Annotated in this window: 21 protein-coding genes; 14 read left to right on the top strand and 7 right to left on the bottom strand. The window is 42.0% G+C overall.

Annotated features, from left to right (window positions below; genetic code table 11):
• Positions 1–57 precede the first annotated feature (57 nt).
• The 4 genes from J0L60_05530 to gcvP all read right to left on the bottom strand — a co-directional run bounded on the left by J0L60_05530 (position 58) and on the right by gcvP (position 5608).
• Entirely contained in the window at positions 58–834 is a 777-nt protein-coding gene (locus J0L60_05530) for a hypothetical protein (GenBank protein MBN8545581.1), read from the bottom strand.
• Positions 818–2131, bottom strand: a complete 1314-nt coding sequence (locus J0L60_05535; protein MBN8545582.1) for a BamA/TamA family outer membrane protein — start codon at positions 2129–2131, stop codon at positions 818–820. The genes J0L60_05530 and J0L60_05535 overlap by 17 nt, the downstream gene beginning before the upstream one ends.
• Positions 2128–2568, bottom strand: a complete 441-nt coding sequence (locus tag J0L60_05540; protein MBN8545583.1) for a CoA-binding protein — start codon at positions 2566–2568, stop codon at positions 2128–2130. The genes J0L60_05535 and J0L60_05540 overlap by 4 nt, the downstream gene beginning before the upstream one ends.
• 163 nt (positions 2569–2731) lie before the next feature.
• Positions 2732–5608, bottom strand: a complete 2877-nt coding sequence (gcvP, locus tag J0L60_05545) for an aminomethyl-transferring glycine dehydrogenase (GenBank protein MBN8545584.1) — start codon at positions 5606–5608, stop codon at positions 2732–2734.
• A gap of 282 nt (positions 5609–5890) precedes the next feature.
• Here gcvP and J0L60_05550 point away from each other — a divergent pair, with 282 nt between their 5' ends.
• The 3 genes from J0L60_05550 to J0L60_05560 are packed head-to-tail and all read left to right on the top strand — an operon-like array spanning position 5891 to position 8585.
• Positions 5891–7999 carry a M3 family metallopeptidase gene (locus tag J0L60_05550; protein ID MBN8545585.1) on the top strand — a complete coding sequence of 703 codons (2109 nt, stop codon included), beginning with the start codon at positions 5891–5893 and terminating at the stop codon, positions 7997–7999.
• Positions 8000–8016: 17 nt separating this feature from the next.
• Positions 8017–8277: a DUF4160 domain-containing protein gene (locus tag J0L60_05555; GenBank protein MBN8545586.1), complete on the top strand. Its 261-nt coding sequence runs from the start codon at positions 8017–8019 to the stop codon at positions 8275–8277.
• A gap of 8 nt (positions 8278–8285) precedes the next feature.
• Positions 8286–8585: a DUF2442 domain-containing protein gene (locus tag J0L60_05560; protein ID MBN8545587.1), complete on the top strand. Its 300-nt coding sequence runs from the start codon at positions 8286–8288 to the stop codon at positions 8583–8585.
• On the opposite strand, the gene J0L60_05565 is transcribed toward J0L60_05560, so the two are convergent.
• Positions 8555–9517, bottom strand: a complete 963-nt coding sequence (locus J0L60_05565; protein MBN8545588.1) for a nitronate monooxygenase — start codon at positions 9515–9517, stop codon at positions 8555–8557. The genes J0L60_05560 and J0L60_05565 overlap by 31 nt on opposite strands.
• Before the next feature lie 103 nt (positions 9518–9620).
• Here J0L60_05565 and J0L60_05570 point away from each other — a divergent pair, with 103 nt between their 5' ends.
• From J0L60_05570 to J0L60_05590, 5 genes are all read left to right on the top strand, one after another.
• On the top strand, positions 9621–10970 hold the full coding sequence (locus tag J0L60_05570; protein MBN8545589.1) for a glycosyltransferase family 39 protein: 1350 nt from the start codon (positions 9621–9623) through the stop codon (positions 10968–10970).
• 73 nt (positions 10971–11043) lie between these two features.
• Positions 11044–12021 carry an NTP transferase domain-containing protein gene (locus tag J0L60_05575; GenBank protein MBN8545590.1) on the top strand — a complete coding sequence of 326 codons (978 nt, stop codon included), beginning with the start codon at positions 11044–11046 and terminating at the stop codon, positions 12019–12021.
• A gap of 26 nt (positions 12022–12047) precedes the next feature.
• Complete coding sequence (locus J0L60_05580; protein MBN8545591.1) at positions 12048–13193, top strand: methionine adenosyltransferase; 1146 nt, start codon at positions 12048–12050, stop codon at positions 13191–13193.
• A gap of 45 nt (positions 13194–13238) precedes the next feature.
• Positions 13239–14516, top strand: coding sequence for an adenosylhomocysteinase (locus J0L60_05585; GenBank protein MBN8545592.1), 1278 nt, complete (start codon positions 13239–13241; stop codon positions 14514–14516).
• Positions 14517–14711: 195 nt separating this feature from the next.
• Positions 14712–15326 carry a threonylcarbamoyl-AMP synthase gene (locus tag J0L60_05590; GenBank protein MBN8545593.1) on the top strand — a complete coding sequence of 205 codons (615 nt, stop codon included), beginning with the start codon at positions 14712–14714 and terminating at the stop codon, positions 15324–15326.
• A 182-nt stretch (positions 15327–15508) separates the two neighbouring features.
• Here J0L60_05590 and J0L60_05595 read toward each other — a convergent pair whose 3' ends face one another.
• Complete coding sequence (locus tag J0L60_05595; protein MBN8545594.1) at positions 15509–16486, bottom strand: cysteine synthase family protein; 978 nt, start codon at positions 16484–16486, stop codon at positions 15509–15511.
• 17 nt (positions 16487–16503) lie between these two features.
• Entirely contained in the window at positions 16504–17349 is an 846-nt protein-coding gene (locus tag J0L60_05600) for a hypothetical protein (GenBank protein MBN8545595.1), read from the bottom strand.
• Between the two features lie 204 nt (positions 17350–17553).
• On the opposite strand from J0L60_05600, the gene J0L60_05605 reads away from it, so the two are divergent.
• From J0L60_05605 to J0L60_05630, 6 genes are read left to right on the top strand one after another with little or no spacing between them, the layout of a single operon-like run.
• A complete protein-coding gene (locus J0L60_05605) occupies positions 17554–18477 on the top strand; it encodes a glycosyltransferase family 2 protein (protein MBN8545596.1) in 924 nt (307 codons plus the stop codon).
• A 3-nt stretch (positions 18478–18480) separates the two neighbouring features.
• Complete coding sequence (locus J0L60_05610) at positions 18481–19416, top strand: glycosyltransferase family 2 protein (protein MBN8545597.1); 936 nt, start codon at positions 18481–18483, stop codon at positions 19414–19416.
• Positions 19417–19427: 11 nt separating this feature from the next.
• Entirely contained in the window at positions 19428–20831 is a 1404-nt protein-coding gene (locus J0L60_05615; GenBank protein MBN8545598.1) for an undecaprenyl-phosphate glucose phosphotransferase, read from the top strand.
• 21 nt (positions 20832–20852) lie between these two features.
• Entirely contained in the window at positions 20853–21575 is a 723-nt protein-coding gene (locus tag J0L60_05620) for a polyprenol monophosphomannose synthase (GenBank protein ID MBN8545599.1), read from the top strand.
• A gap of 12 nt (positions 21576–21587) precedes the next feature.
• The gene (locus tag J0L60_05625; protein MBN8545600.1) at positions 21588–23573 is read left to right on the top strand and encodes a glycosyltransferase; all 1986 of its coding nucleotides are present in this window, start codon (positions 21588–21590) and stop codon (positions 23571–23573) included.
• A 1-nt stretch (position 23574) separates the two neighbouring features.
• Complete coding sequence (locus tag J0L60_05630) at positions 23575–24525, top strand: acetyl-CoA carboxylase carboxyltransferase subunit alpha (protein ID MBN8545601.1); 951 nt, start codon at positions 23575–23577, stop codon at positions 24523–24525.
• The last annotated feature ends 2 nt before the right edge of the window (positions 24526–24527 follow it).

The following is a 24527-nucleotide window of genomic DNA, read 5'->3' on the forward strand; positions in this document are numbered from 1 at the left end:
AAATAAGATGGGAAAAAGTTCCCAAAAAATCAGGGAGATTTAAATCAGGGTAAAAAACTATTGGCTGAACTCTATGAGGAAGAGGGAGTCCAGGTCCAGGTCTGATTTTTTTGTGAGGGCTTTTGTTGCAAGTTTATCCACATACTCATTCCATTTGACGCCCGAATGAGCTTTTACTTTATTCCAGTTCACGGCAACTTTTGTCTTACTGAGTGACTGGAGATAAAACTGTGAGACAGGGGCTTTGGCGTTGTATCTGCCTGTAGCTATTTTCCCGATGAGATCAAGATCATAATGAAGTGTTGCCTCACTGATGTTCATTGAGTCGCATTTGACAAGTGCATGAATCACAGCAGTAAATTCACCGATTATCTGCCATGAGGATGTATGTTCCTCATTTGTTACGAGCCCGGCGGCTTCAAATTTTTTCTCCCCGTTCTGCAGAATAACATATGCCCAGGCAGCAGAAGTACCATTGAAAGAGCCGTCTGTATAGATGTGCCAGCCTGCAAGATCGGGTACCACTTCTTCATTCAACTGCGGTTCAATAATCGTTTGGTAGAGTTGATTAGCAAGGGGGTCAGAAGTTTTGTCGGTTGTAATTTTGAATGTCCCTTTTTTAGGGCTGAACCAGATGCTTACGCCGCCGATTCTTTTTCCACCTGATTCCAGAGTTAGAAAGGCGTGATAGATGTTTTTGGGATTCAGTCCGGACGACAGGGTTACAGGCAAATCCATATCCTCAATTTCGAGGGCAAGAAGTGCCGCGATCTCATCACATTTTGCGAGGAGGATTTCATCGTAAGGGTGCGATTTGTTAAAAAGAGAGTCCAATGTCGAGTATCAGTTGTGATTTACCATTTTCATCGAAAGCTATTTCAGCTCTAGCGACATTATAAGGAAGCACCGAGATGGTGACACCGAAACCGTACCCTTTTTGCATTCTGTCGAGCAGATATCCGCTTCCGGAGGGTCGGGATATTCCAAGATCTACAAATGCCTGAAAACCAACGCTGACTCTGTAACGGGTCAGGCTCTTGGGTATAACGGGCAGTTTGAACTCAATCGGAAAATCCTCGAGAACATTGAACCAGGTTTCGAAAGAGCCGGTTATCAGTCCGTTTCCTTCAAGATGGTCATTGTAGTGACCGCGGACCCGGTCATCGACACCAAGAATAGAGATATCGTAAAACGGGATGTTTTTCCCGAATGCTTCCCTCATCGCCAGCCGCAACTTCCCGTAGAAAATTCCGCTTAGATGTCTGTAATTTCTTACATCGAAAGAAAGGATACTGTAATCGACTTCACTGTTGCCGATTCCTTTATAAGTGAAATCGGTACCAAACCATAAACCACTCGTCGGGGCGATATTCAGGTTTCGGGTGTCATAATTATATCTGAAGGAGATGAATCCGTAACGGTCAATGTTGGAAGAGGAGGCGTTTATTCCTGGTATATAAAGAGGGGTTTCGATATAATTGTAACCTGCGGTGACTGAAACCCTGTGAAAAAGAGAGAATCTTTTACCAAGAGAAACTGCAGCTCTAAGCACCTGTTGTTTAAAGGACTCGCCATAGACAATTTCCGCAACATCGCTTTTGTTTTTTCTTGTGGTATAACTGACATCCGTTTGGAGGGAAATCTGCTGATCGCGAAGAAAATAAGGGATATTGTAGTTGAGCGAATAACCGGGGTCATAGCCAAGTTTAGCCCTGCCCGAGAGGAGTTCGTTTCTTCCCCTGAAATTGAAAATCTTTACATCGAGACCGAAAGAGAGTTTTGTCCAGTCTTTGTCGTTTCTGTCGACAAAAGGGATCGGGTAGATATACCAGCTCTCTTTCACTGCAATTGTGAGGAGATTTAGGGAATCCTGTTTTGTCAGAATCATGTCAACGGAAGTGAAGAGCTGCAGGCTGTATATTCGTTTCCGGTTGTACTCCAGTATCAGGGAATCAATTTCATCTCCGGGACCAAACCCGAGTTCGGCGAGGATGATATCGTCGTCGGTGATATCATTTCCTGTAATTGAAATGGAATCAACTCTGAAGATACCTGTGGCCGAAGTATCCTGACTTAACAGGGACCCGGAAAAGAGGAAAACAAAAAAAAGTGTCAGCGAGGCTTTAATCAACCGATAGCACCAAATGATTGCACAACTTTTTGATTGCTTTTGCAAAAACGATATTCTATAGCTATACATTGATCCTGTATCGTTATGATACCGGCTTCCGCTGCAGGGGCAACTGCCTCGTCGTTTCTGATTCCAAGCTGTAGCCAAAGAGCTTTCGGTTTTACGGCAAGGACATCATCCATGATTTCAGGGATTCTGTTCGAATTCATAAAAACATCCACGATATCGATATCACCCGGGACATCCGTGAGAGAAGGGTAGACTTTTATTCCTGCCATCTCTTTCAAATGCGGATGGACTCCGGAGACATGGTAGCCTTCGTTTTTCAGCATAAGCGCTATGCGTCCGCTGTCTCTTCCCGGTTTGTCGGAGATTCCGACTATGCAGATGTGTTTTGATGTCTTAAGAAGATTACAGATATCCATTAGCTTCACCATTAATTAAAATCCAAATATAATAATTGTGGATCATTAAAGAGGTGTAAATAGTTGTTAACAGAAAAGAGAGTTGTGAATTATGAGTTATTGGTTATGAGTTTTTCTTATTAAAAAGAAGAAGGCTGCCTTTTTGAGACAGCCTTCTAAAGTGCTTCATAAGAGATTACATGTATTCTTCAATCGGTGTACATGTGCAAACAAGGTTTCTGTCACCGAGGGCGGAGTTTATCCTTTTTACGGTTGGCCAGAATTTTCCCGCTTTCAGAGACGGAATCGGGAAGGCAGCTTTTTCTCTGCTGTATGAATGGTTCCAATCGTCAGTCATCAATTCCAGTTGGGTGTGAGGAGAGTTCTTCAGAACATTGTCGTTAACATCAGCGATGCCTTTTTCGATTTCCGCTATTTCTTCACGGATGGCGATCATCGCGTTGATGAATCTGTCGAGTTCGTAGAGTGACTCACTTTCCGTAGGTTCAACCATAAGAGTACCGGCTACAGGGAAGGAAACAGTCGGTGCGTGGAAGCTATAGTCCATCAGTCTTTTAGCCATGTCCTCCACTTCAATATGTGCTGAGTGTTTGAACTCCCTCATATCGAGGATCATCTCATGGGCGACTCTTCCGTTTTTGCCTGAATAGAGGGTTTTGTAGTAACCGTCAAGTTTCGATTTGATATAATTGGCGTTCAGAATTGCGATTTTTGTCGCATTTGTGATACCCTCGGAACCGAGCATCTTTATATATCCGAGAGAAATTACGAGTATAAGTGCACTTCCAAATGGAGCTGCAGAAATTGCCGTTACGCCGTTCTCTCCGCCTGTCTTGACGACAGAATGGGAGGGAAGGAAGGGTTTCAGTTGCTCTGCACAGCAGATAGGTCCGACACCGGGACCACCGCCACCGTGAGGAATGGCAAATGTTTTATGCAGGTTCAGATGACATACATCAGCACCGATGGTTGCTGGTGAAGTCAGTCCCACTTGTGCATTCATGTTTGCACCGTCCATGTAAACCTGACCGCCAAATTTATGAATCACTTCGCAAATTTCGATAATCGATTCCTCAAATACGCCGTGCGTCGAGGGGTAGGTAACCATGAGTGCAGCCAGCACATCCTTGTTTTGTTCAGCTTTGGCTTTCAGGTCTTCCATTTCGATGTTGCCGTGATCATCGCAATTTACTACGACAACACTCATGCCTGCCATTACAGCGCTTGCGGGGTTTGTACCGTGGGCTGAGGAAGGAATGAGTACCACATTTCTTTGTAAATCGCCTCTGCTTAGATGATATTCCCTGATGACCATGAGTCCGGCATATTCGCCTTGTGCACCCGAATTTGGTTGAAGCGAAACGCCCGGGAAGCCTGTAATATCTGCAAGATGAGCGGAAAGATCATCTATGATTTGCCTGTAACCTTCCACCTGATAAGCCGGAGCAAACGGGTGAATCGATGCAAATTCAGGCAAAGTTATTCCGATCATTTCACTTGTTGCATTCAGTTTCATCGTGCATGATCCGAGTGGAATCATCGAATGAGCGAGGGAAAGGTCTTTGTTTTCGAGTTTTTTTACATAGCGAAGAAACTCAGTTTCCGAATGATATTTTTTGAATACAGGATGAGTTAGGTACTCTGAAGTTCTTGCGAACGGAGCAGAGTATTCTTCAGGTACCAGATCCTTCAATTCAGAAAGATTGAGTTTGAAATCGTTCATTTCGAAAGCTGTTGTGAAAGCGGAGATAATCTCTATCAGATCCATAATTTTGGTGGTCTGATGTAGAGAGATACCTACATTTCCATTTTCAAACCAGCGGAAATTCAGATTGAGGCTTTCTGATTCAGTTCTAAGTTTCGCAGCCTGAGCCGGGGTCATTTCGATATGTAGTGTATCGAAATAGGTTGTATTGGTTTGTTTGAATCCGAGATCCTTTAGCGCAAGATCCAGCAAACCCGTAAAGCTGTGTATCCTTGAAGCGATCTGGCGAATGCCTTCAGCTCCGTGATAAACAGCATACATCGAAGCAGTTATGGCGAGAAGAACCTGAGCTGTGCAGATGTTGCTTGTTGCTTTTTCTCTTCTGATATGCTGTTCTCTTGTTTGCAACGCCATTCTGAAGGCGAGGTTTCCGGCTGAGTCAGTGGATGCACCGATAATTCTACCGGGGATTACTCTCTTATACTTGTCTGAACAGGCAAAGAAAGCTGCGTGTGGACCACCAAAACCCATCGGAACGCCAAATCTTTGAGACGAACCCACAGCTACATCGGCTCCAAATTCACCGGGAGGTGTCAGTAGTGCGAGGGACATCAGATCGGTTGCTACGACAGAAGAGATATTCAGAGCTTTTGCTTTACTGATAAAATCTGAGTAATCCTTCACTTCACCTTTACCTGAAGGGTACTGGAGTATCAATCCAAAATAAGAATCATCGAGAGAAGTTGAAGCAAAATCACCGCTTACGAGTTCGATGTTCTTTGGAATTGCACGAGTTCTTAAAACCTCGAGAGTCTGTGGAAATATGTCGATATCGACAAAGAATTTAGTCGCGGATTTGTTTGTTTTGTTGGCAAAAAGCATCAGCATAGCTTCGGATGCTGCAGTTCCCTCATCCAATAATGAAGCGTTAGCAATCGGGAGAGCTGTTAAATCTGAGACCATTGTCTGAAAATTCATTAGAGCTTCGAGTCTGCCCTGTGCGATTTCAGCCTGATATGGAGTATATTGTGTGTACCAGCCCGGATTTTCGAGGATATTTCTTAAAATAACCGCGGGAGTTACAGTCGGATAGTATCCCATACCAATGTATGATTTTGCAATTATGTTCTTTTTACCTGCATTTCTTAAGTACTCAAGGTATCCGTTTTCAGTCAGGGCATCAAAGTGGGGAAGTGGTTCTTTTAGTCTGATATGAGCGGGGATGGTTTCATCAATCAACTGGTCAACTGATTCAACTCCTGTTTCATCCAACATCAATTTTATTTCATGTTCATTGGGTCCGATATGTCGTTTTTCAAATTTATCGAAAATTTCAAATGTCTTCATTGTGGCTGTGCCTGTGTTATATAGAATTTAAAAAATATCAACATTAAAATTAATGAAATCAGGGGGAATAAACTGCAAAGAGGGAAAACGGGACTTATTAATTATTAGTTATGATGTATGATTTGGTTGAGTGAATTGGTGCGACTCCAATTAAATTTTATATATCTCATGCATTCAGTGTGTGAAGTCGATTCGGATAATTCAGGTGAAGAAAAATTGATATATTTGAGGTTAAGGTTTGCTGATTGCAGACAGATTCCAAAACAATTCGACAGCAATAAAATGAAAACAGCAATTTTAAGTCTGGCAATACTGATTATGATGTTTCAAACAAATAATGGACAGAAAAACAATTTGAATAACGCGGACAACCCTTTTTTCAAAGAGTGGAAAACCCCTTTTGGCACTCCACCTTTTACAGAGATAAAACTCGAACATTACCTTCCCGCTTATGAGGAGGGGATAAAACAACAAACGATTGAAATTGAGAAGATTGTATCCAACAGGGAAACACCTGTTTTTAAGAACACAATCGAGGCTATGGAGCTTTCAGGTTCACTTCTTTCCAAAGTTGACCGTGTGTTTCAAAATCTCGTCTCAGTGATTACAAATGCGGAAATGCAGGTGTTATCGGAGAAGTTTGCGATTATGCTTGCAAAACACAGGGATGATATTTATCTGAATGATAAACTTTTCAAGAGAATCAAGACTGTTTATGACAATCGCGATAAAGAAAAGCTGACTGAAGAGCAATCGATCCTCCTTAAAAATTATTACCTCGATTTTCTAAGAGGTGGTGCCAACCTCAATGAAGCCCAGAAGACAAAACTAAGAGCGATCAACGAGGAGCTTTCAAAACTAAATGTACTTTACGGTGACAATGTCAGAAAAGAGAATGGCAAGTTTAACCTGACTGTTGATAAAGAAGCTGATCTGGCTGGTTTGTCACAGGATATGATTTCCGCTGCATCTGAAAAAGCAAATGCCAAGGGATTGAAGGGGAAATGGGTATTTACGATTGACAAACCGACACTTCTCCCTTTTCTTCAGTTTTCCCAAAACAGGGATTTACGCGAAAAGATGTATAAAGCCTATGTGAACAGAGGAAACAATAACGACGAACTCGACAACAAGAAAGTGCTCTCCAGAATTGTTTCGCTCAGGGTGCAGAAAGCAAACCTCCTCGGTTACAAAAACTGGGCTGATTTTGTTCTCGAGAAGAAAATGGCTAAAACGCCCGAAAATGCGTATAAATTTTTGTATGATGTTTGGAAACCGACGCTGAAACGGGCTCAGTCCGAGGTTGATGAAATGCAGAAAATCATCGACAAAGAAGGTGGTAAATTCAAACTTCAGCCATGGGACTGGTGGTTTTATGCCGAGAATGTAAAAAAAGCCAAATATGATCTCGATGAGGAAATGCTGAGGCCCTACTTCAAACTGGAAAATGTTCTCAATGGCGTATTCGCTGTTTCCACAAAGCTTTTTGGAATTCAGTTTGTACCAAGACCTGATATTGAAGTGTATCATCCTGAAGTAAAGGCATTCGAAGTAAGGGAAGCCTCGGGAAAGCATATCGGAATTTTATATACCGATTACTATCCAAGGGACAGCAAGACAAACGGTGCATGGTGCGAGAATTTCAGGCTTCAGAGCAACATTAACGGGAATTTCATTGCTCCTGTTATCTATAATGTAGGGAATTTCTCAAAGCCAACTGCGGACAAACCTGCTTTAATCAGTCTGGATGAGGTCAGGACGCTGTTTCATGAATTTGGTCATGCCCTGCATTTCCTTCTTGCGAATGTAACTTATCCGGGTTCCTCATCTGTTCCTGCTGATTTTGTTGAATTGCCTTCACAGATTATGGAGAAATGGGCTCTTCAACCTGAGGTGTTAAGGATGTATGCGAAGCACTACTCCACAGGGAAGGCGATACCGGATTCCCTGATTACGAAAATTGATAAAGCCGGAAAGTTTAATCAGGGCTTTGAAACAGGTGAATATATTGCCGCATCGATTCTTGATCTCGACTGGCATACCCTCACCGATCCTTCTGAAAAAGATGTAGCTGCTTTTGAGAAACAGTCTTTGGCAAAAATGGGCATTCTACCCGAATTTCTTCCAAGATACATGACTACAAACTTTCTTCATATCGCTGTTTGGGGATATGAGGCGGGATACTACAGTTATCTTTGGGCTGCTGTTTTGGATGCAGATGCCTTCGAAGCGTTTGAAGAAAAAGGGATCTTTGATCAAAAAACTGCATCAGACTACAGAAAATATATCCTTGAACCTCTTGGAAGTGTCGATTTAATGGGAAATTACAAGAAATTCCGAGGCAGAGAACCAAAAGTTGATGCTCTGCTAAAATCGAGAGGGTTGGAGTAGATTGGGAGTAACTAAATATGCCTGAAATTTCTCGCTTTTATGGGATCATTATAACCATGTACTATAATGATCATAATCCCCCACATTTTCATGCCAGATATGGAGATGACGTTGTTCTGATTTCAATCGAAGATTTGGAAATTATTGAAGGAAATTTTCCGAGTAGAGCGTCTAATATGGTGTTGGAATGGGCAAAGAAAAATAAAAGTAAGCTACAAGAAAACTGGGATAACATTAGAAATGAAAAACCTGTCTTTAGAATCGACCCATTAGTTTAGGAGGAGCCATGTATTACGATGTAAAAATTGCCAAATATATTGATGAGTACAAAATTCACATTGAATTTGAAGACGGAACTTCAGGGGTTGTTGACCTGAGAATCTTTATTGGGAAAGGCGAAATGTCTAAAAGTCTGAAAAGTTTTGAATATTTTAAGACATTTTCGGTCAATGAGGATTTGGGGACCATCTGTTGGGACAACGGTTATGACATTGCCCCCGAAACTCTTTATTTTCTGCTGACCGGAAGGCATAATTATAAGTCAGGACTTCCCGACTATATCTCCGGTTTTGTAACTAAGCAGTAATCAAGAGAAGTTTTGGCGAGAGAAATCTCCTGTAAAAGCTTCTGAAAAATTTCATGAACGGGCAGAATCTCCTTAACCAAACCGGAGCTCTGCCCGGCTTCGAACTGTCCTTCTTCGTAGTTCCCTTCGAAGATTCCCAGCATTTCCCGTTTCCTGCCGAGAGCTTCGATGATTTCCTCTTTGGTAGCCCCTTTTTTCTCGAGTTCGAGAACCTGCAGTGAAAACGGATTTTTGATCATTCTTGCGAGTCCTGCATTTCGGAGTCCGAGGATTGTTCCGTTATCTGAAGCTTCAATCACCATCTGTTTATAAAGAGGATGAGCAGAAGATTCAAGTGATGCGGCAAAGAGAGTCCCAATTTGCACACCGGATGCTCCGAGAGCTAGGCAGGCAGCTACTTGGCGACCGTCAGCAATTCCCCCTGCAGCGATAACAGGGATTTTTAACGCATCAACCAGTTGTGGAATCAGGCAGAGAGTGGTTATTTCATCTGGTCCGTTGTGCCCTCCGGCTTCCACTCCTTCACCAACAACGGCATCGCAACCGACTTCCTGGGATTTGAGTCCCTGCTTTATGTTAGAAACCACATGGATAACCTTGGCGCCATTTGATTTCAATCTTTCGATATGTCGCCCTGGGTGACCCGCAGAAGTAAAGACAATTTTCACATCTTCTTCAAGCACCACATCCACAAGAGCTGAAATATCCTCTCTGAGTTGCGGGAGGTTAACTCCGAAAGGTTTTGAAGTGGCGGCCCTGCATTTTCGAATATGTTCTCTCAGAAGGTCAGGTTTCATTGAGCCTGCACCGATGAGACCGAGTCCGCCGTTTTCTGATACTGCGGATGCGAGCTTCCAGCCGGAGACCCAAACCATGCCACCGGAGATTATGGGGAGAGAGATGTTAAAAAGTTTTGTGATGTTTGTTTGAATTGTCATTTTATTTCAAGGAATTTTACGAAATTTATTAGTTAAAATAATATTTATTCTCAAATACGAGGATATCATCGGACTGATCTCCATTCCTTCTTTCTTTATGCGTCTCAAATTCCTTCAAAACAAGGATAATTACATCTGGTTGATACTTGTTCTGGCTCTCGTTTTGAGGTTGGGAGCGTTTTTTTCGTTTCAGCCTTGGGACCCGATTACACAAAACGAAGTTGTTCTCAGATTCGATGCTGCTCAATATCATTCACTGGCAGTAAGTCTTACCGAGGGACATTATCAGGGAAACGCTTTTTGGGCGCCTGGTTATCCATTTTTTGCTGCCCTGGTCTACCACATTTTTGGTCCAAAACCTTGGGCTGTTTTGATGCTAAATTGTTTTATTGGGTTAATTTCAGTCTTTCTTCTTGAGAAAATGGGAACAAAGTTTTTCGGAAAGAAGACCGGACTTCTCGTAGCTCTTTTGATGGCGATTGAGCCTCATCAAATAATGTACTCTCAGATGTTTTATACAGAGAATTTGTTTATTCCGCTATTATTGGCTTCTGCTTTCTGTTTACTGCTTTATGTCGAGAAATCAGAGATCAACAAACTGATATTATCGGCTTTTTTCCTGGCATTATGTGTTTATATCAGACCCGCAGCAAATTACCTTGTCATTGTTTGGGCGGGATTTCTGCTGTATCATTTTGGCAAAAAGTGGAAGGAGGGGGGGAAGGCGGCTTCAATTTTGGCCGGAGTAATGCTACTTATTCTTTCACCCTGGTTAATAAGAAATTATGTGCTTTACGGTTACTTCGGACATACAACTAACGGTGGATTCAATGTCGCATATATATTCGCAAGTTCGATCTATGAAAATCAGTATGGGATGACAAAGGATTCAAGTCTCGCAATTCTTCAGGACAGGGTTCAAAAATCAGGAAAAGACCTCAGCAATCCATTTATTTTGGATCAGGTCGAGGCAGAAGTCGGTTGGCAAGTTATAAAATCCCATCCGAAGGAGTACCTTGTTAATCACTTTTTTGGCAGTACAAATATTTACTTCTCACTTTCAACTAATCTTCTTGCAGAAATATTGCATATCAAGGATCAGCTTCTCGTTCAGCCGAAAGGAAGCCCTGCTTACAATCATATAGATGAATTTCTTGAGAGAAAGGCAACTCCTTTGGTGGTAGCGGGTGCCTTTATTTTGTTGTATATGACTGTTATATATTCGTTTGTTCTTCGCGGAATCCTGGTAATGTACAAAGATGGACAGAAGGAGATTCTTTTCTTTTTACTCCTGACAATTCTCTATTTTACTTTAATAATTGGTCCTTTAGGTGGAAGTGTCAGGTTCAAGGTGCCGATTACTCCCTTCTACCTGATTATTGCTGCAGTTGGAATGATCAAGTCTTTCCCCCTGATATCATTTTGGTCGAAAAAGGAGAAAGCCTGAATATAGCGATCAGAAATTTGGTTACAAAGCAAAAAAATAAATATCTTTGTTGTTCATTTAAAAAAAATTCTTCATGCGAGCAATAATACCGGTAGCCGGCATCGGCAGCCGATTAAAACCACATACCAATACGATTCCAAAAGTGCTTCTTACCGTAGGTGACAAGCCAATTCTTGGTCATATCCTGCAGAAGCTGCTTGATTCAGGGATTCATGAAGCCACCTTTGTTACGGGTCATCTCGGCGGAATGATAAAACATTATGTCGAGAAAAACTTTCCGATGATTGATTCTATCTTCGTTGAGCAAAAGAAGCAGGAGGGTCTCGGTCACGCGATATATCAGGCTGCGCATACTTTTGGCAACGATGAAATATTTATAATTCTCGGTGATACAATATTTGATGTCGATCTGGATAAGGTTTTCTCATTGGGAGCAAGTGCATTAGGGCTTAAATATGTAGACGACCCCCGCAGGTTTGGTGTCGCAATAATTGAGGACGGAGAAATTAAACAGCTTGTTGAAAAGCCGGAAGTTCCACCTTCAAACATGGCTATTGTGGGTTTGTATTACATAAGGAATTCGGAAAAACTTGCAGAGTGTCTCAAGCACAACATCGACAAAGATATCCGCACCCGTGGTGAATTCCAGTTGACGGACGCACTTCAGATGATGCTCGATCAGGGAGAGAAAATGGTGCCATTCACTGTGGATGGCTGGTATGATTGCGGTAAACCTGAAACTTTATTGGAGACAAACAGGTTTTTATTATCGAAGCACCATGATTCAAACGGGAGTGGCAAAGTTGTTATTAACCCGCCATGCTACATACATCCCAGCGCAGTAATTATAAATTCCGTTGTCGGACCCTTTGTTACCATTTCAGAGGGGGTAAAAATTTCGGAGTCGGTAGTAAAAAATTCTATTATAGGACCCCATGCCGAGGTGGAGAGATGTATCTTTGAAGATTCTCTGATCGGTGCAAATTCATTTTTGCGGGGAAAATACACCCGGGTAAATACCGGTGATTCATCAGAAATTGATTTTAATTAAACAGTCTAAACGAGGAAAAAACCAAGATGTCATTTTATTTCACATCTGAATCGGTGTCTGAAGGACACCCCGATAAATTGTGCGATGCTATTTCCGATGCGGTTCTTGATGCCATATACGAGCAGGACCCCAACTCTAGAGTAGCTTGCGAAACCTATGCCACTACCGGACTTGTTGTAGTAGGTGGCGAGATAACCACAAATGCATACATCGATCTTAATAAAGTAGTAAGACAAACAATCGAAGAGATCGGCTATACCAAATCAGAATATAAATTTGCTGCTGAAAGTGTTGGTATTGTCAATGTAATGCATGAACAGTCAAGAGACATTGCAATGGGAGTTGATACAGGCGGTGCCGGAGATCAGGGTATTATGTTTGGATTTGCATGCGATCAGACAGAAGAATTGATGCCTTTGCCGATAGTTCTTTCACACAAACTGGTGGCAAAACTTGCAGAGATCAGAAAATCCAACAATGGTTTGATGAAATGGTTGAGACCCGACTCAAAATCACAGGTCACAGTTGAATATTCTGATGACAAAACCCCGCTTCGCGTTGATGCAGTGGTAATTTCCACTCAGCACGATGCAGATGTCGATCAAGAGACCATCAAAAATGAAGTTATTGAAAATGTAATAAAGACGGTGATACCTGCAAATCTTCTCGATGAAAACACCAAATTCCACATCAATCCGACCGGAAGATTTGAAATTGGCGGACCACACGGAGATACAGGTCTTACAGGCAGAAAAATCATTGTTGACACCTACGGTGGATGGGCTCCTCATGGTGGTGGTGCATTTTCGGGAAAAGATCCTTCCAAAGTTGACAGAAGTGCCACTTACGCAGCCCGTCACATCGCAAAGAATGTAGTTGCTGCAGGACTTGCGAAAGAATGCCTGATTCAGGTTGCTTACGCGATCGGTGTCGCTCAGCCTGTTTCGATATTTGTTAACACCTATGGTACCGGAAAGATTGAAGACAAAGCGATTGCAAAAATGATCGAAAAAGAAGTTGATCTTACACCAAAAGGAATTATTGAAAGACTTCAACTCAGGAGACCCGTTTACAGAGCAACCGCAGCATACGGTCACTTTGGCAGAAGTGGAGACGGATTTACCTGGGAGAAACTCGACCTGGTAGATACTTTCAAGAAATACGCTAATTAATTTGTTTTATACACTCGATTATATGAAAATCAGGAGTCTTATTTAATGGATCACAAACAAGGTCACTACAAAGTTAGAGACATTTCCCTCGCTGAAGCGGGAAGAATGAAAATAGAGTGGGCAGAGTCAAGAATGCCCGTAATGATGAAAATCAGAAAAGAAGTTGAAGTCACAAAACCGTTGGCAGGTTACAAAATCGCCGGCTGTCTTCATGTTACAAAAGAAACTGCAGTTCTCATCGAAACCCTTTCTGCAGCAGGTGCAAAAGTTTCATGGAGCGGATGCAATCCACTTTCTACTCAGGATGACATTGCAGCAGCTCTTGCCGCCAATGGAACCGAAATTTATGCATGGCACGGAATGAATGTTGAAGAATTCTACTGGTGCATCGAACGCACACTCGACATGAAACCAAACCTTACACTCGATGATGGCGCTGATCTTATCTTCACAGTTCACAACAAATTCCCTGAACTCATTCCTACCATAATTGGTGGTACAGAAGAGACTACAACCGGTGTTCACAGACTTAGAGCAATGGCAGATGCAGGTGCATTGAAATATCCTGTAATTGCAGTAAATGATGCTGAAACAAAATGGGATTTTGATAATGTGTTCGGAACAGGTCAGTCATCAATCGATGGTATTCTCAGAGCTACATCAATTCTGCTTGCAGGTAAAAACTTCGTGGTAGCCGGTTACGGTCACTGCGGAAGTGGTGTTGCAAAGAGAGCCCAAGGAATGGGTGCAAATGTTATAGCTACCGAAGTTAAACCTACTGCAGCTCTCAAAGCTACACTCGAAGGTATGCGCGTCATGACAATGGATCAGGCTGCAGCTATCGGCGATGTATTCATTACAGCTACCGGTATCAAAGATATCATTGTAAAGAGACACTTCGAAGTAATGAAAGATGGCGCAATTATCTGCAACACCGGTCATTATGACTGCGAAATCAATATCAACGATCTCGAAGCAATCGCTGTGAAGAAAAGAACTGTTCGTCCAAACAACGAAGAGTACACCCTTGCTGACGGAAGAAAAATATATCTTCTTGCACAGGGCAGACTTGTAAATCTCGCCGCTGCTGAAGGACATCCCTCTGAAGTTATGGATATGTCATTTGCCAATCAGTTCATGTCACAGGTTCGCCTCGCAACTGAACACAAGAATGGCAATAAACTTGACAACAAAGTTTATGACATTCCTGAAGCTCAGGATCAGGAAATCGCCGGAATCAAACTTTCTACTCTTGGTTACTCAATCGACAAATTGACACCGGAACAGATTGAATACATGGACGATTATTCAGCAGGAACCTGATTTATTTAGCTATGATCTGTTAGCTATGAACTATGAGCTGATAGTGATTTAGATTTAGTGTTTAAGGCTGCTCGAAAGGGTGGCCTTTTTTATTATAAAGCTGGATTTTTCCTGCTCAAAATTACAGGATTTCTGCATTATTGAATAATTGCATTAATTTGTTCTTCATTTTTTTGATTTTTGGAACAGAAACCGATGGAATTGTACGAGCTTCATCCGATAACACCGCAGAAGAGATTTATCACAAAAGCTGCCGAGTCTCTCCGTGCAGGGGAAATAGTGATATTTCCGACTGACACATATTACGGAATGGGGTGCAGTATTTATGCCAAAGGGGCACTTGAGCGCCTTTTCTCGATCAAGAATGAAACGAGGGACAAGCTGTTCAGTTTTATTGTTCCCGATCTCAAAGACATATCCACACATGCCCGAGTCTCCGATTTTGCTTACAAAAAGATGAGAAAATTGCTTCCGGGTCCATACACATTCATCCTTCCTGCGGCAAGGGAAGTGCCAAAAAGATTGTGGTCGAAAAGAAAAACAGTGGGTATCAGGGTTCCCGATCATGCAATAGCGATTGAACTCGCCAGGGAACTCGGACATCCGATCGTCAGTACCTCCACAACCAACAGAAGAGGTGACATTCTTACACGACCTGAGGAGATTGAATCAGTTTTGGGGTTTGCAGTCGATGTTATGCTTTCAGCAGGTTATGTCCCAAACCAGCCCTCAAGTGTTATTGACCTAAGTGGTGATGAACCCGTAATTATCAGAGAAGGAGCCGGGGATATCAGCTCGTTTGAAGATTGAGGGAATGCAATAATCCAATAATCCAATAATCCAATAATGCAGTAATGCAATAATCTTTTGTTCTTAGACGAGTGCGGTGGCTGATTTCATGCTCTAAATTAATCCCTCTGCAAATACGAACATTTTTGCTTTAAAGCAAAAAAACACGCGAACATTTTTGCTTTAAAGCAAAAAAACACGAATTATATCAGGTTATTCGCAGTTAGCCAGTCATCGTTATATACGGTGGAGAGATACTTATAGCCTGAGTCGCAGATGACGGTACAGATGACTGAGGGCTCCTTCAGTTGTTTTGCGAGTGACAAGACACCGAAAATGTTCGCACCCGATGACCCACCGGATAAAATTCCCTCTTCAGCCACGAGCAGAAAAGTATATTCTATAGCCTGCTTATCGGTCACCTGAATCATGTCATCGAGTACATGGAGCTGGGCGGTTTGAATAAGAAACTCGTCACCAAGGCCTTCGATGAGGTATCGGGAGGGAGTCCCGATTTTTTTGGTTTTAAAGTATTCATAAAATATTGAACCGACTGGATCGACGCCCACAACCTTTATGTCGGGATTTTTCTCTTTCAGATATCTTCCGGCACCTGTGCATGTTCCACCAGTTCCCACACCTGCAACGAAATAGTCGATTCTTCCGTTCATTTGCTGCCAGATTTCGGGACCGGTTGACATATAGTGAGCCTCATTGTTGTCAAGGTTGTTGTGTTGATCGATATAAAAAACATTTGGGTCTTCAGAAGCGAGTTTTGCAGCGAAATTGTTGTATGACTCCGGATGTTCAGGGGGAAGGGATGCATCTACTTTAATTACATCCACACCCATGATTTCGAGCATTTTAATTTTTTCTTTTGAAGTGGTGTTTCTGATAACGATCTTTAATTTGTAGCCTTTCTGTTTGCAGACGATCGCCAGCCCCATCGCAGTATTTCCCGAGGAGTTTTCGATTATCGTGTCTCCCGGTTTAATTTTTCCCTCTTTTTCCGCTTTTTCGATCATGTACATCGCGATGCGGTCTTTGATGCTGCCGCCTGGATTCATGAACTCAAGTTTGGCCCACACTTCATGATTTGTGAGTTTTGAAATATTCTCCAGCTTGACACACGGGGTTCTGCCAATGGCTTTCAGGAGGTTGAGATTAGAATTAAATGTCATGATTAAATCCGTTAAAACTATTGATTACAATCTGTTGCGAGATCAAATGCGGCGATGTACCACTTTCCGTTTTCATACGCGAAATCGATCTCGAAACCTTGTGTGTTTATTGTTCTGAGGACAATTTTGCTTTCTGCAAGTCTCAATTTTTGAACTGAAGCATCATCCCAGTCATCGTATTCAAGAAGTGAATATTCCCAGCGGGAGATTCTGCTGTATGAACGCACACCCTGGACGAAGCACCCCTCCTTTGACCAGTCTCCTGTTTCACAATTGTAGGCGGGAACTTCACCAAATGTCATATTGTCAGGTTGCAGTTTGATTTGGTCATCAAAGTAGATGAAAATTCCGGTTGCAAAAATGTCCTCCAGATTTGTCGGTATGGAGTCGAGGTGGACAGGCAGAAAGGAGGACCCGGGATTAATCATTACATAGAATCCATATGCAGGATTGATGTATCTGTTGAGACCTTGATAATCTTTGGTGTTGATCATCAGAGCAATGTTAGCGTAAATGCGTGAAAACTCTTCCTTGTCTATTTCAGGCATTTTGGTCATCAAAGCGGGTGGAACGGGAAGAACCCAAACATCTTTGTACTTCTCTTTTTGTCTGAGATCGTCCCAGAGATTTACTGCAGAATTCACATCATCAAAAAATCCTGTACATACTCTGTAAACGATTCCCGATTTTAACTTAAAATCGAGGATTTCAGGGTTCAATCCATCATGTACTGCTTCTTCATATTTTTCAGTCAGTGCATTTCTGTTCGCATCCGAAGAAAGCACGACTACAAATCCCTGTGAGAATACTCCGGCCGGGAAGAGCATATAGAGAATAAAAAGGAACAGCGATGTTTTTTTCAAACTTGGTAAATTCTTTTTTTTGAGTGTGCAATTTACAAAACAGGAGGGATTATATTCTTTAATCTGATCTGACTATCAGCGGCAGTTGCAAAATTTCCGACAATTCTACCGGACGCACTATTTCAAGATATTCCGGTCCGACTTAAAGACTTCACGGAATTCAGTATATTTAAAGTTTACAAATAATTATTTTTGAAGAGAAAGATGGCACAACCCCTTACCGTAGTTATCATGCTGAATTATAACGGGGCAAAAGACACGGTGGAATGTATTGAATCTGTGCAACGAATAGACTATGAAAACTACAGAATTCTTATAGTTGACAATTGCTCAACTGATAATTCTGTCGAGGTTTTCAGAGAGAGGTTCCCTGCACTTGATCTTTATGTTACCGAAAAAAATCTAGGATATACGGGGGGAATAAACAGAGGATTCAGGGAGGCTTCCAAATTTGGACCTAAGTATATGCTGGTATTGAACAATGATACCATTGTTGAGCCAAATTTTCTCTCTGAACTTGTAAATGCGATGGAATCAGATCCGCAGGCAGCCGCAGCGGGAGGGCTCATACTTGCCGAACACGACAGAAAAACCATCTGGTTTGGAAATGGTAAAATGATAAAGTGGCGGGGACTTGCGATTCATTTAGACAAAGGGTTACCCGTAGAGAAGAAATCACACAATCAAGTAACAGAGACTGATTTCCTTACCGGTTGCATGATCCTTTTCAGAACCGATCATCTCGCAAAAGCCGGGTTGGAAGATGAAGATTTTTTCATGTACCTTGACGATATAGAATTTTCCGCGAGGTTGAAAAAATATGGTTTCAAGCTTTTATATCAACCTGCTGCGGTAATCTATCACAAAGTTTTAGGCGAAAGAGAGAGTCCTTTAAAACTTTATTATTCAGTCAGGAACCGTTTTTTACTTAATAACAAGATGAACAGTGGTATCGTCCGTCTAATATCAGCAATCTATTTTTTTGCTGTGATATCGTTGAAAATAGTTGTCTGGTCTTTTACAAACAAACCTTTTGCAAAAGTAGCCCGGGCGGCGTTGAACGATTATTTCGCCCATAATCTGGGTTCTGGACGGGGACCCAACCTGACAGGAATTCTTGAAGGCTGACGATTGAAAAAAGTATTTGCAGTAATTCTTAATTATAATGGATATGATGATACTCTGAATTGTCTGAAAAGTCTTCAAAGGGAAAACTACAAAGAGTTGTACCCTGTCATCGTTGACAACAACTCACCAGACGGCAGCGGCAAGAGGCTTTTTTCGGAAATTACCAGTCTGCCTGTGATCCTGAACGAAGAGAACACGGGATATGCCGGAGGAATGAATACAGGTGCCCGATACGCTCTCTCCCATGGTGCCGATTTTGTTTTATATGTAAACAATGATACCGAATTTGGGGATAATACAATTTCGGAGATGGTTAAAGTAGCAGAAAGGGATTCTGCCATCGGGATAGTATCTCCGAAGGTTCTCTACCTTGATGAGAGGGATAAAATATACTGTGCCGGCAGCCGTTACATTTTTTGGCGGTGTGGAAATGTTTCACTGGGGAAAGGAACAAAAGCTTCCGAAAACTGTAATTCAGAGATGGAAATAACACACGCAGAGGGGGCCTGTCTGCTGATAAAAAGAGAGGTTTTTGAGAAGTCTGGCTTCATGAGTGAGTTCTTTTTCATGTATTTTGAAGACCTTGAATACTCACTGAGGGTAAATAAAAAATTCAAAATTATGTTTACTCCCAACGCAGTGATGTATCATCAGTCGGGGGCAGGCAAATCATTTGAACAGTACTCAAAACTGTACCATTATTACTTTACAAGGAACAGGTTCCTTATTTTCAGAGATCATAATCTCTTCGAAAAACTTTATGTGTTCCTTTATTCCACGGCAATAACGATTCTGAAATCGCTTGCAATAATTAAAGGTGCCACGGAAAAAGGAAGAACTCTCAAAGCGATATGGAGTGGTTATTTTTCCGGACTCGCATATATGACAAAAATTTGGAAGCTTGACGAAAGCAGACCTTTAATAAACAAAAACCTGTAATATTAAGCAAATTGAACAAAAAACAAGAAAAATTTCTATTAATTGCTGCTGACTTTATAACGATTAATCTCGCCTGGGTAATATATTTTTATATCCGGAACGAGTCGGGGATGTTTGCACAATTTACAGAGCCCGGATTTCTAATACCGATGCTGGTGATATTTTTCTACTGGTTTATGCTCTTTGTATTTTTCGGAATGTACAGGACATGGTTTGCACTCTCACGATTCGATGAGATATTCACACTCGTAAAAACCACCTTCTGGGGGACATTCATCCTCTTTTTTGCGATTTTTATTGACGATTCGGGGACGGGCGAGAATACAGGGAACAGATTCCTGATATTTATCTATTGGGGACTTATGGTTTCGTTGACCGTAACCGGACGCCTTCTCCTCAGATCGATTCAAAGGAAATTGTTGATTCAAGGTATTGGCAGGAAGAAGGCTCTTATAGTCGGATTCAATGAGCGGGCAATGGAGATACATGACCAGATTAATTCTCATCCTGCACTCGGACTCGACATAACAGGTTATGTTGCCATAAAGGAAGAGAATATTGGTAAGGAGTATAACGGGGTTTCGGTTGTAGGAAGGGTGAATGAGATTGAGGATATTATTGACCGCCTCGGAATAAAAGAGGTGATCCTTTCGGTGAGCAGGAACCACGATGACCTGCTAATAGAGATAATTTCCCGTTGTGAGACCAAGGAAGTAAGGCTGAAAATCATTCCTGATCTTTACGAAATTCTAAGTGGTCAGGCAAAAACGATGCAGCTTTACGGATTTCCACTTATTGACATTAATCCGCAGTTAATGTCTGAATGGGAGAGGGGAGCAAAAAGGGTGATAGATGTTGTTGTTTCATTTATCATTTTACTGTTGGCTTCCCCGATAATTCTCGCAGCGGCGGTTGCGATTAAAATTGACAGCAAAGGACCCGTTATCTATAAACAGGAAAGAAGCGGGTTGAATGGAAAAGTTTTCAAGGTTTACAAGTTCCGTTCGATGTATCAGGATGCTGAAAAGAGGACGGGACCCGTCTGGTCGCAAAAAGATGATCCCAGAATTACCCGTGTGGGGAAATTCATAAGGCGGGTTAGAATAGATGAGCTGCCACAGATATGGAATGTTTTTAAGGGGGAAATGAGCCTTGTTGGTCCCCGTCCCGAAAGACCGTTTTTTGTTGAACAACTGGCAAAAGAGATACCTTATTATAAAAGGCGACTGAGGGTGAGACCCGGAATTACAGGGTGGGCTCAGGTAAAACATAAATATGATGAAAATATTGAAGATGTGAAGACAAAGCTTCAGTTCGATCTTTTTTACATTGAGAACATGTCGCTAAAAACAGATATTAAAATATTGTTCCGGACAGTTTTTGTAGTACTGTTCGGAAAAGGACATTACGATTAATCCCGAAACATGGAAAGTGGTATGGATAAAAAAACATTAATAATAGTGCCTACCTACAATGAGATGGATAATATCCAAAAACTCATTCCCGTGCTGTTTGAGCTTGGAATAGAGGGTCTGGATGTTCTTGTGGTCGATGATAATTCACCGGATGGTACGGGTGACTATGTGGAGAAACTGTCCCAAAAGGATGAACGGATACACATCCTCCGACGACCGGGTAAAATGGGCTTGGGTACCGCTTATTGCGACGGTTTCAAATATGCAATCAATAACGGTTATGATTTCGTTTTTGAAATGGATGCCGATTTCTCTCATGATCCGAAGGTTGTTCCAAAGTTTCTGGAAAAAATTGCTGATGCCGATCTCGTGATCGGAAGCAGATATCTTACCGGTGTGAATGTGATCAACTGGCCAATGAAAAGGCTGTTGTTGAGCTACTTTGCGAATTTTTATACTAGAGTTATAACAGGTCTGCCGATAAAAGATGCCACGGGTGGTTATAAGTGTTTTCGGGTTGAAGTACTTAAATCAATCAACCTTGACAACATAAAATCGAATGGATATGCCTTCCAGATAGAGATGAATTTCAAAGCGTGGAAAAAAGGTTTCCGGCTGGCTGAAATACCAATTATTTTCTTCGACCGTTTTCAGGGAACATCAAAAATGTCGAACAAGATAGTTAAGGAAGCAGTTTTCATGGTCTGGAAACTCAGACTTGGAAGTATTTTTGGCTCGTTGTAGGGCACGGTAGCTGTGATCGATCTGTCGATAATAATTGTTAACTACAATGTAAAGGAGTTCATTCAGAATCTCCTGGAATCGATCAAAAGTGCTTCAAGGAATATAAGCACTGAAGTGATTGTAGTTGATAATGCATCTGATGACGGAAGTATCGAATTAATCAGGCAGAAGTATCCCGAAGTTACTTTGATAGAGAACAGCAGGAATCTCGGGTTTAGCAAAGCCAATAACCTCGGACTTAAAATTGCAAAAGGGAAATTCCTTCTTCTGTTGAATCCTGACACTTTGGTCAAGGAAGATACATTCGAAAAGATGATATCATTTTTTGAAGCAACTCCCGACGCCGGTATGGCGGGTTGTAAACTGCTCAACACCGATGGCACACTTCAACTTGCATGCAGACGCGGTTTCCCCGGTCCGTGGGCATCGTTCACAAAAGTGACCGGACTTTCTACTTTATTCCCCCGCAGCCCTCTTTTTGCCCGATACAATCTGACATATCTCGATGAGAACGAGACCTACGCGGTCGATGCCATTTCGGGTGCATTTATGATGATCAGGAGGGAAGTATATGAAAAAATTGGCGGACTCGACGAAACATTTTTTATGTATGGTGAGGATCTCGATCTTTGTTACAGGGTGAACAAAGCCGGTTACAAAGTTTATTATGTTCATACTACCGAAATCATCCATTATAAAGGTGAGAGCACCAAAAGAAGCAATCTGAACGAGGTGAAGGTCTTCTATGAGGCTATGCACATTTTCGTAAAGAAATATTATGCAGGATCATTTTTTCTGCTTCTTTTCCTTCGTACTGCAATACTTGCAAGGGAGATGCTTGCATTTTTGGGGAAGAAAAAACTGGTTTTCGTTTCCGTTTTGATGGATTTGCTGTTTTACAATCTCACTATGTTCCTGGCTGTAAAGATTTATACAAATTACCGGGACTGGGAGTCTGGTATCCCCTCCTATGGAATACCTGTAATTTATTCGATACCGGTTCTGGTGCATATTCTCACTTCGGCCGTGCTCTCGGTTTACAAAAAAGACCGCCTGTCGGTGTTACGGACTCTTGGAGCGGTGATAGCAGGGTTCTTTGTTATCACCTCACTCACTTTTTTCTTCAAGGATTATGCTTTTTCAAGAGGTGTAGTGCTTATTCTCTACTTTACACTTCCTTTTACCCTCGGCGGGTGGAGAATTTTTGCCAAATTGTGGTTTAAAGCCGGGGCATCAGGTGATATTTCTCTGAGGAAAAGGGCAGTTGTGGTCGGGACAGGTGAAGAAGCCATCAAACTCGCAAAAAAACTGCAGAAGAAGAAGGGTGAATATTCGCGTATTGCGGGGCTGATCGGGACAAAAAGGCTGCAAATCGGAGAGAGAATAGAAGGTTTTGAGGTAATCGGGAGTCTGGACAATATTATCAGGGTTATCAGGGAAAAGGGGATTGAAGAGGTCATTTTTACCACAGGGGAATTGAGTTACAATGCAATAATAGGAATTGTTGCTGCATGCCGAAAGGAAAATGTCGAGTTTCAAATCACCGGTGGTGAGAGTGATTTTATGGTGAGCAAATCTGAAGTTTCAATTTTGAACGAGATTCAACTTTTTGAGGTGAATTACAACATCGGGTTCCCTCTGCATAAAATAATAAAGAAATCCTTTGATATTCTCTTCTCACTTTTTATCTTATTTTTCCTTTTTCCATTTCTTTTTGTCGTAAAAATGATTTCCGGGAGAGAAAGCCGGTTTTATACTTTCATAAAAGGGATGTGGAGGGTGTTGAAAGGTGAATGCAGTATTGTCGGACCGAAAGAAGAAGCCCCCAAAGGTGAACCCTGGCTTGGGAAAAAGGGATTGACCGGATTCTGGTATACAGACATGGATGAAGATGAAGATTCTGCCAAATCGGATATTTTTTATGCAAAAAATCAAAATATCTGGCTTGATTTGGAAATAATAGGCAAGACTTTTAATAAACTAATGAACGAACAGTAACATGGCAAAGACAATTTTAGACTTTGAAAAACCGATAATTGAACTCGAAGAACGACTCGTCGAGATGAAAAAAGCTTCAGACGGTCTCCAGATAGATGGGGAAATAGCGAAGATCGAGGACAAGGTAAAGCAACTGAAAGAGAACATCTACCACAGTCTTACCCGTTGGCAGAAGGTTCAACTTGCCAGACACCCTGACAGACCATACACTCTTGACTACATCTACAACATGACCAGCAACTTCATGGAACTTCATGGTGACCGTACATTTGGTGATGACAAGGCCGTGGTTGGCGGATTCGCCATGATAGGTAATTTCAAGGTCATGATAATAGGTCAGCAAAAGGGAAGAGACACCAAAAGTAATCTTTACCGCAATTTTGGCATGCCGAATCCTGAAGGATACAGAAAAGCCCTTCGCCTGATGAAACTTGCAGAGAAATTTAACCTGCCGGTTGTTACACTTCTTGACACTCCGGGAGCATTTCCGGGTCTCGAAGCAGAAGAAAGAGGTCAGGCGGAAGCTATTGCCAGAAACCTTCTGGAGATGGCAAGACTGAAAGTGCCGATTGTTGTAGTCATCATTGGTGAAGGAGCAAGCGGAGGCGCACTTGGTATGGGAGTTGGTGACAGAATCCTTATGCTGGAAAATGCGTGGTATTCAGTGATCAGTCCCGAGTCATGTTCAAGCATCCTTTGGAGGAGCTGGGACTACAAGGAACAGGCAGCAGAGGCACTGAAGCTTACCGCACAGGATCTTCTTCCGCTGAAAGTAATTGACCGAATCGTTCCCGAGCCGCTTGGTGGTGCTCACAAAGATCATCAGGAGATGGCGGAAATCCTTAAAGGGGTCATTACTGAAGAACTCGCAAATCTGGTTAAGATAAAACCTGATAAACTGGTTGAAAACAGAATTGAAAAATTCGCCGGAATTGGCTCTTTTCAGGAATAGCG

Source organism: Ignavibacteria bacterium (assembly GCA_017302895.1).
Taxonomy (GTDB): domain Bacteria; phylum Bacteroidota; class Ignavibacteria; order Ignavibacteriales; family Ignavibacteriaceae; genus UTCHB3.

Coding starts and splice junctions, on each gene's coding strand:
- J0L60_05540 (MBN8545583.1), bottom strand. CDS start 2,568: ATGGTGAAGCTAATGGATATCTGTAATCTTCTTAAGACATCAAAACAC.
- gcvP (MBN8545584.1), bottom strand. CDS start 5,608: ATGAAGACATTTGAAATTTTCGATAAATTTGAAAAACGACATATCGGA.
- J0L60_05550 (MBN8545585.1), top strand. CDS start 5,891: ATGAAAACAGCAATTTTAAGTCTGGCAATACTGATTATGATGTTTCAA.
- J0L60_05555 (MBN8545586.1), top strand. CDS start 8,017: ATGCCTGAAATTTCTCGCTTTTATGGGATCATTATAACCATGTACTAT.
- J0L60_05560 (MBN8545587.1), top strand. CDS start 8,286: ATGTATTACGATGTAAAAATTGCCAAATATATTGATGAGTACAAAATT.
- J0L60_05570 (MBN8545589.1), top strand. CDS start 9,621: ATGCGTCTCAAATTCCTTCAAAACAAGGATAATTACATCTGGTTGATA.
- J0L60_05575 (MBN8545590.1), top strand. CDS start 11,044: ATGCGAGCAATAATACCGGTAGCCGGCATCGGCAGCCGATTAAAACCA.
- J0L60_05580 (MBN8545591.1), top strand. CDS start 12,048: ATGTCATTTTATTTCACATCTGAATCGGTGTCTGAAGGACACCCCGAT.
- J0L60_05585 (MBN8545592.1), top strand. CDS start 13,239: ATGGATCACAAACAAGGTCACTACAAAGTTAGAGACATTTCCCTCGCT.
- J0L60_05590 (MBN8545593.1), top strand. CDS start 14,712: ATGGAATTGTACGAGCTTCATCCGATAACACCGCAGAAGAGATTTATC.
- J0L60_05595 (MBN8545594.1), bottom strand. CDS start 16,486: ATGACATTTAATTCTAATCTCAACCTCCTGAAAGCCATTGGCAGAACC.
- J0L60_05605 (MBN8545596.1), top strand. CDS start 17,554: ATGGCACAACCCCTTACCGTAGTTATCATGCTGAATTATAACGGGGCA.
- J0L60_05620 (MBN8545599.1), top strand. CDS start 20,853: ATGGATAAAAAAACATTAATAATAGTGCCTACCTACAATGAGATGGAT.
- J0L60_05630 (MBN8545601.1), top strand. CDS start 23,575: ATGGCAAAGACAATTTTAGACTTTGAAAAACCGATAATTGAACTCGAA.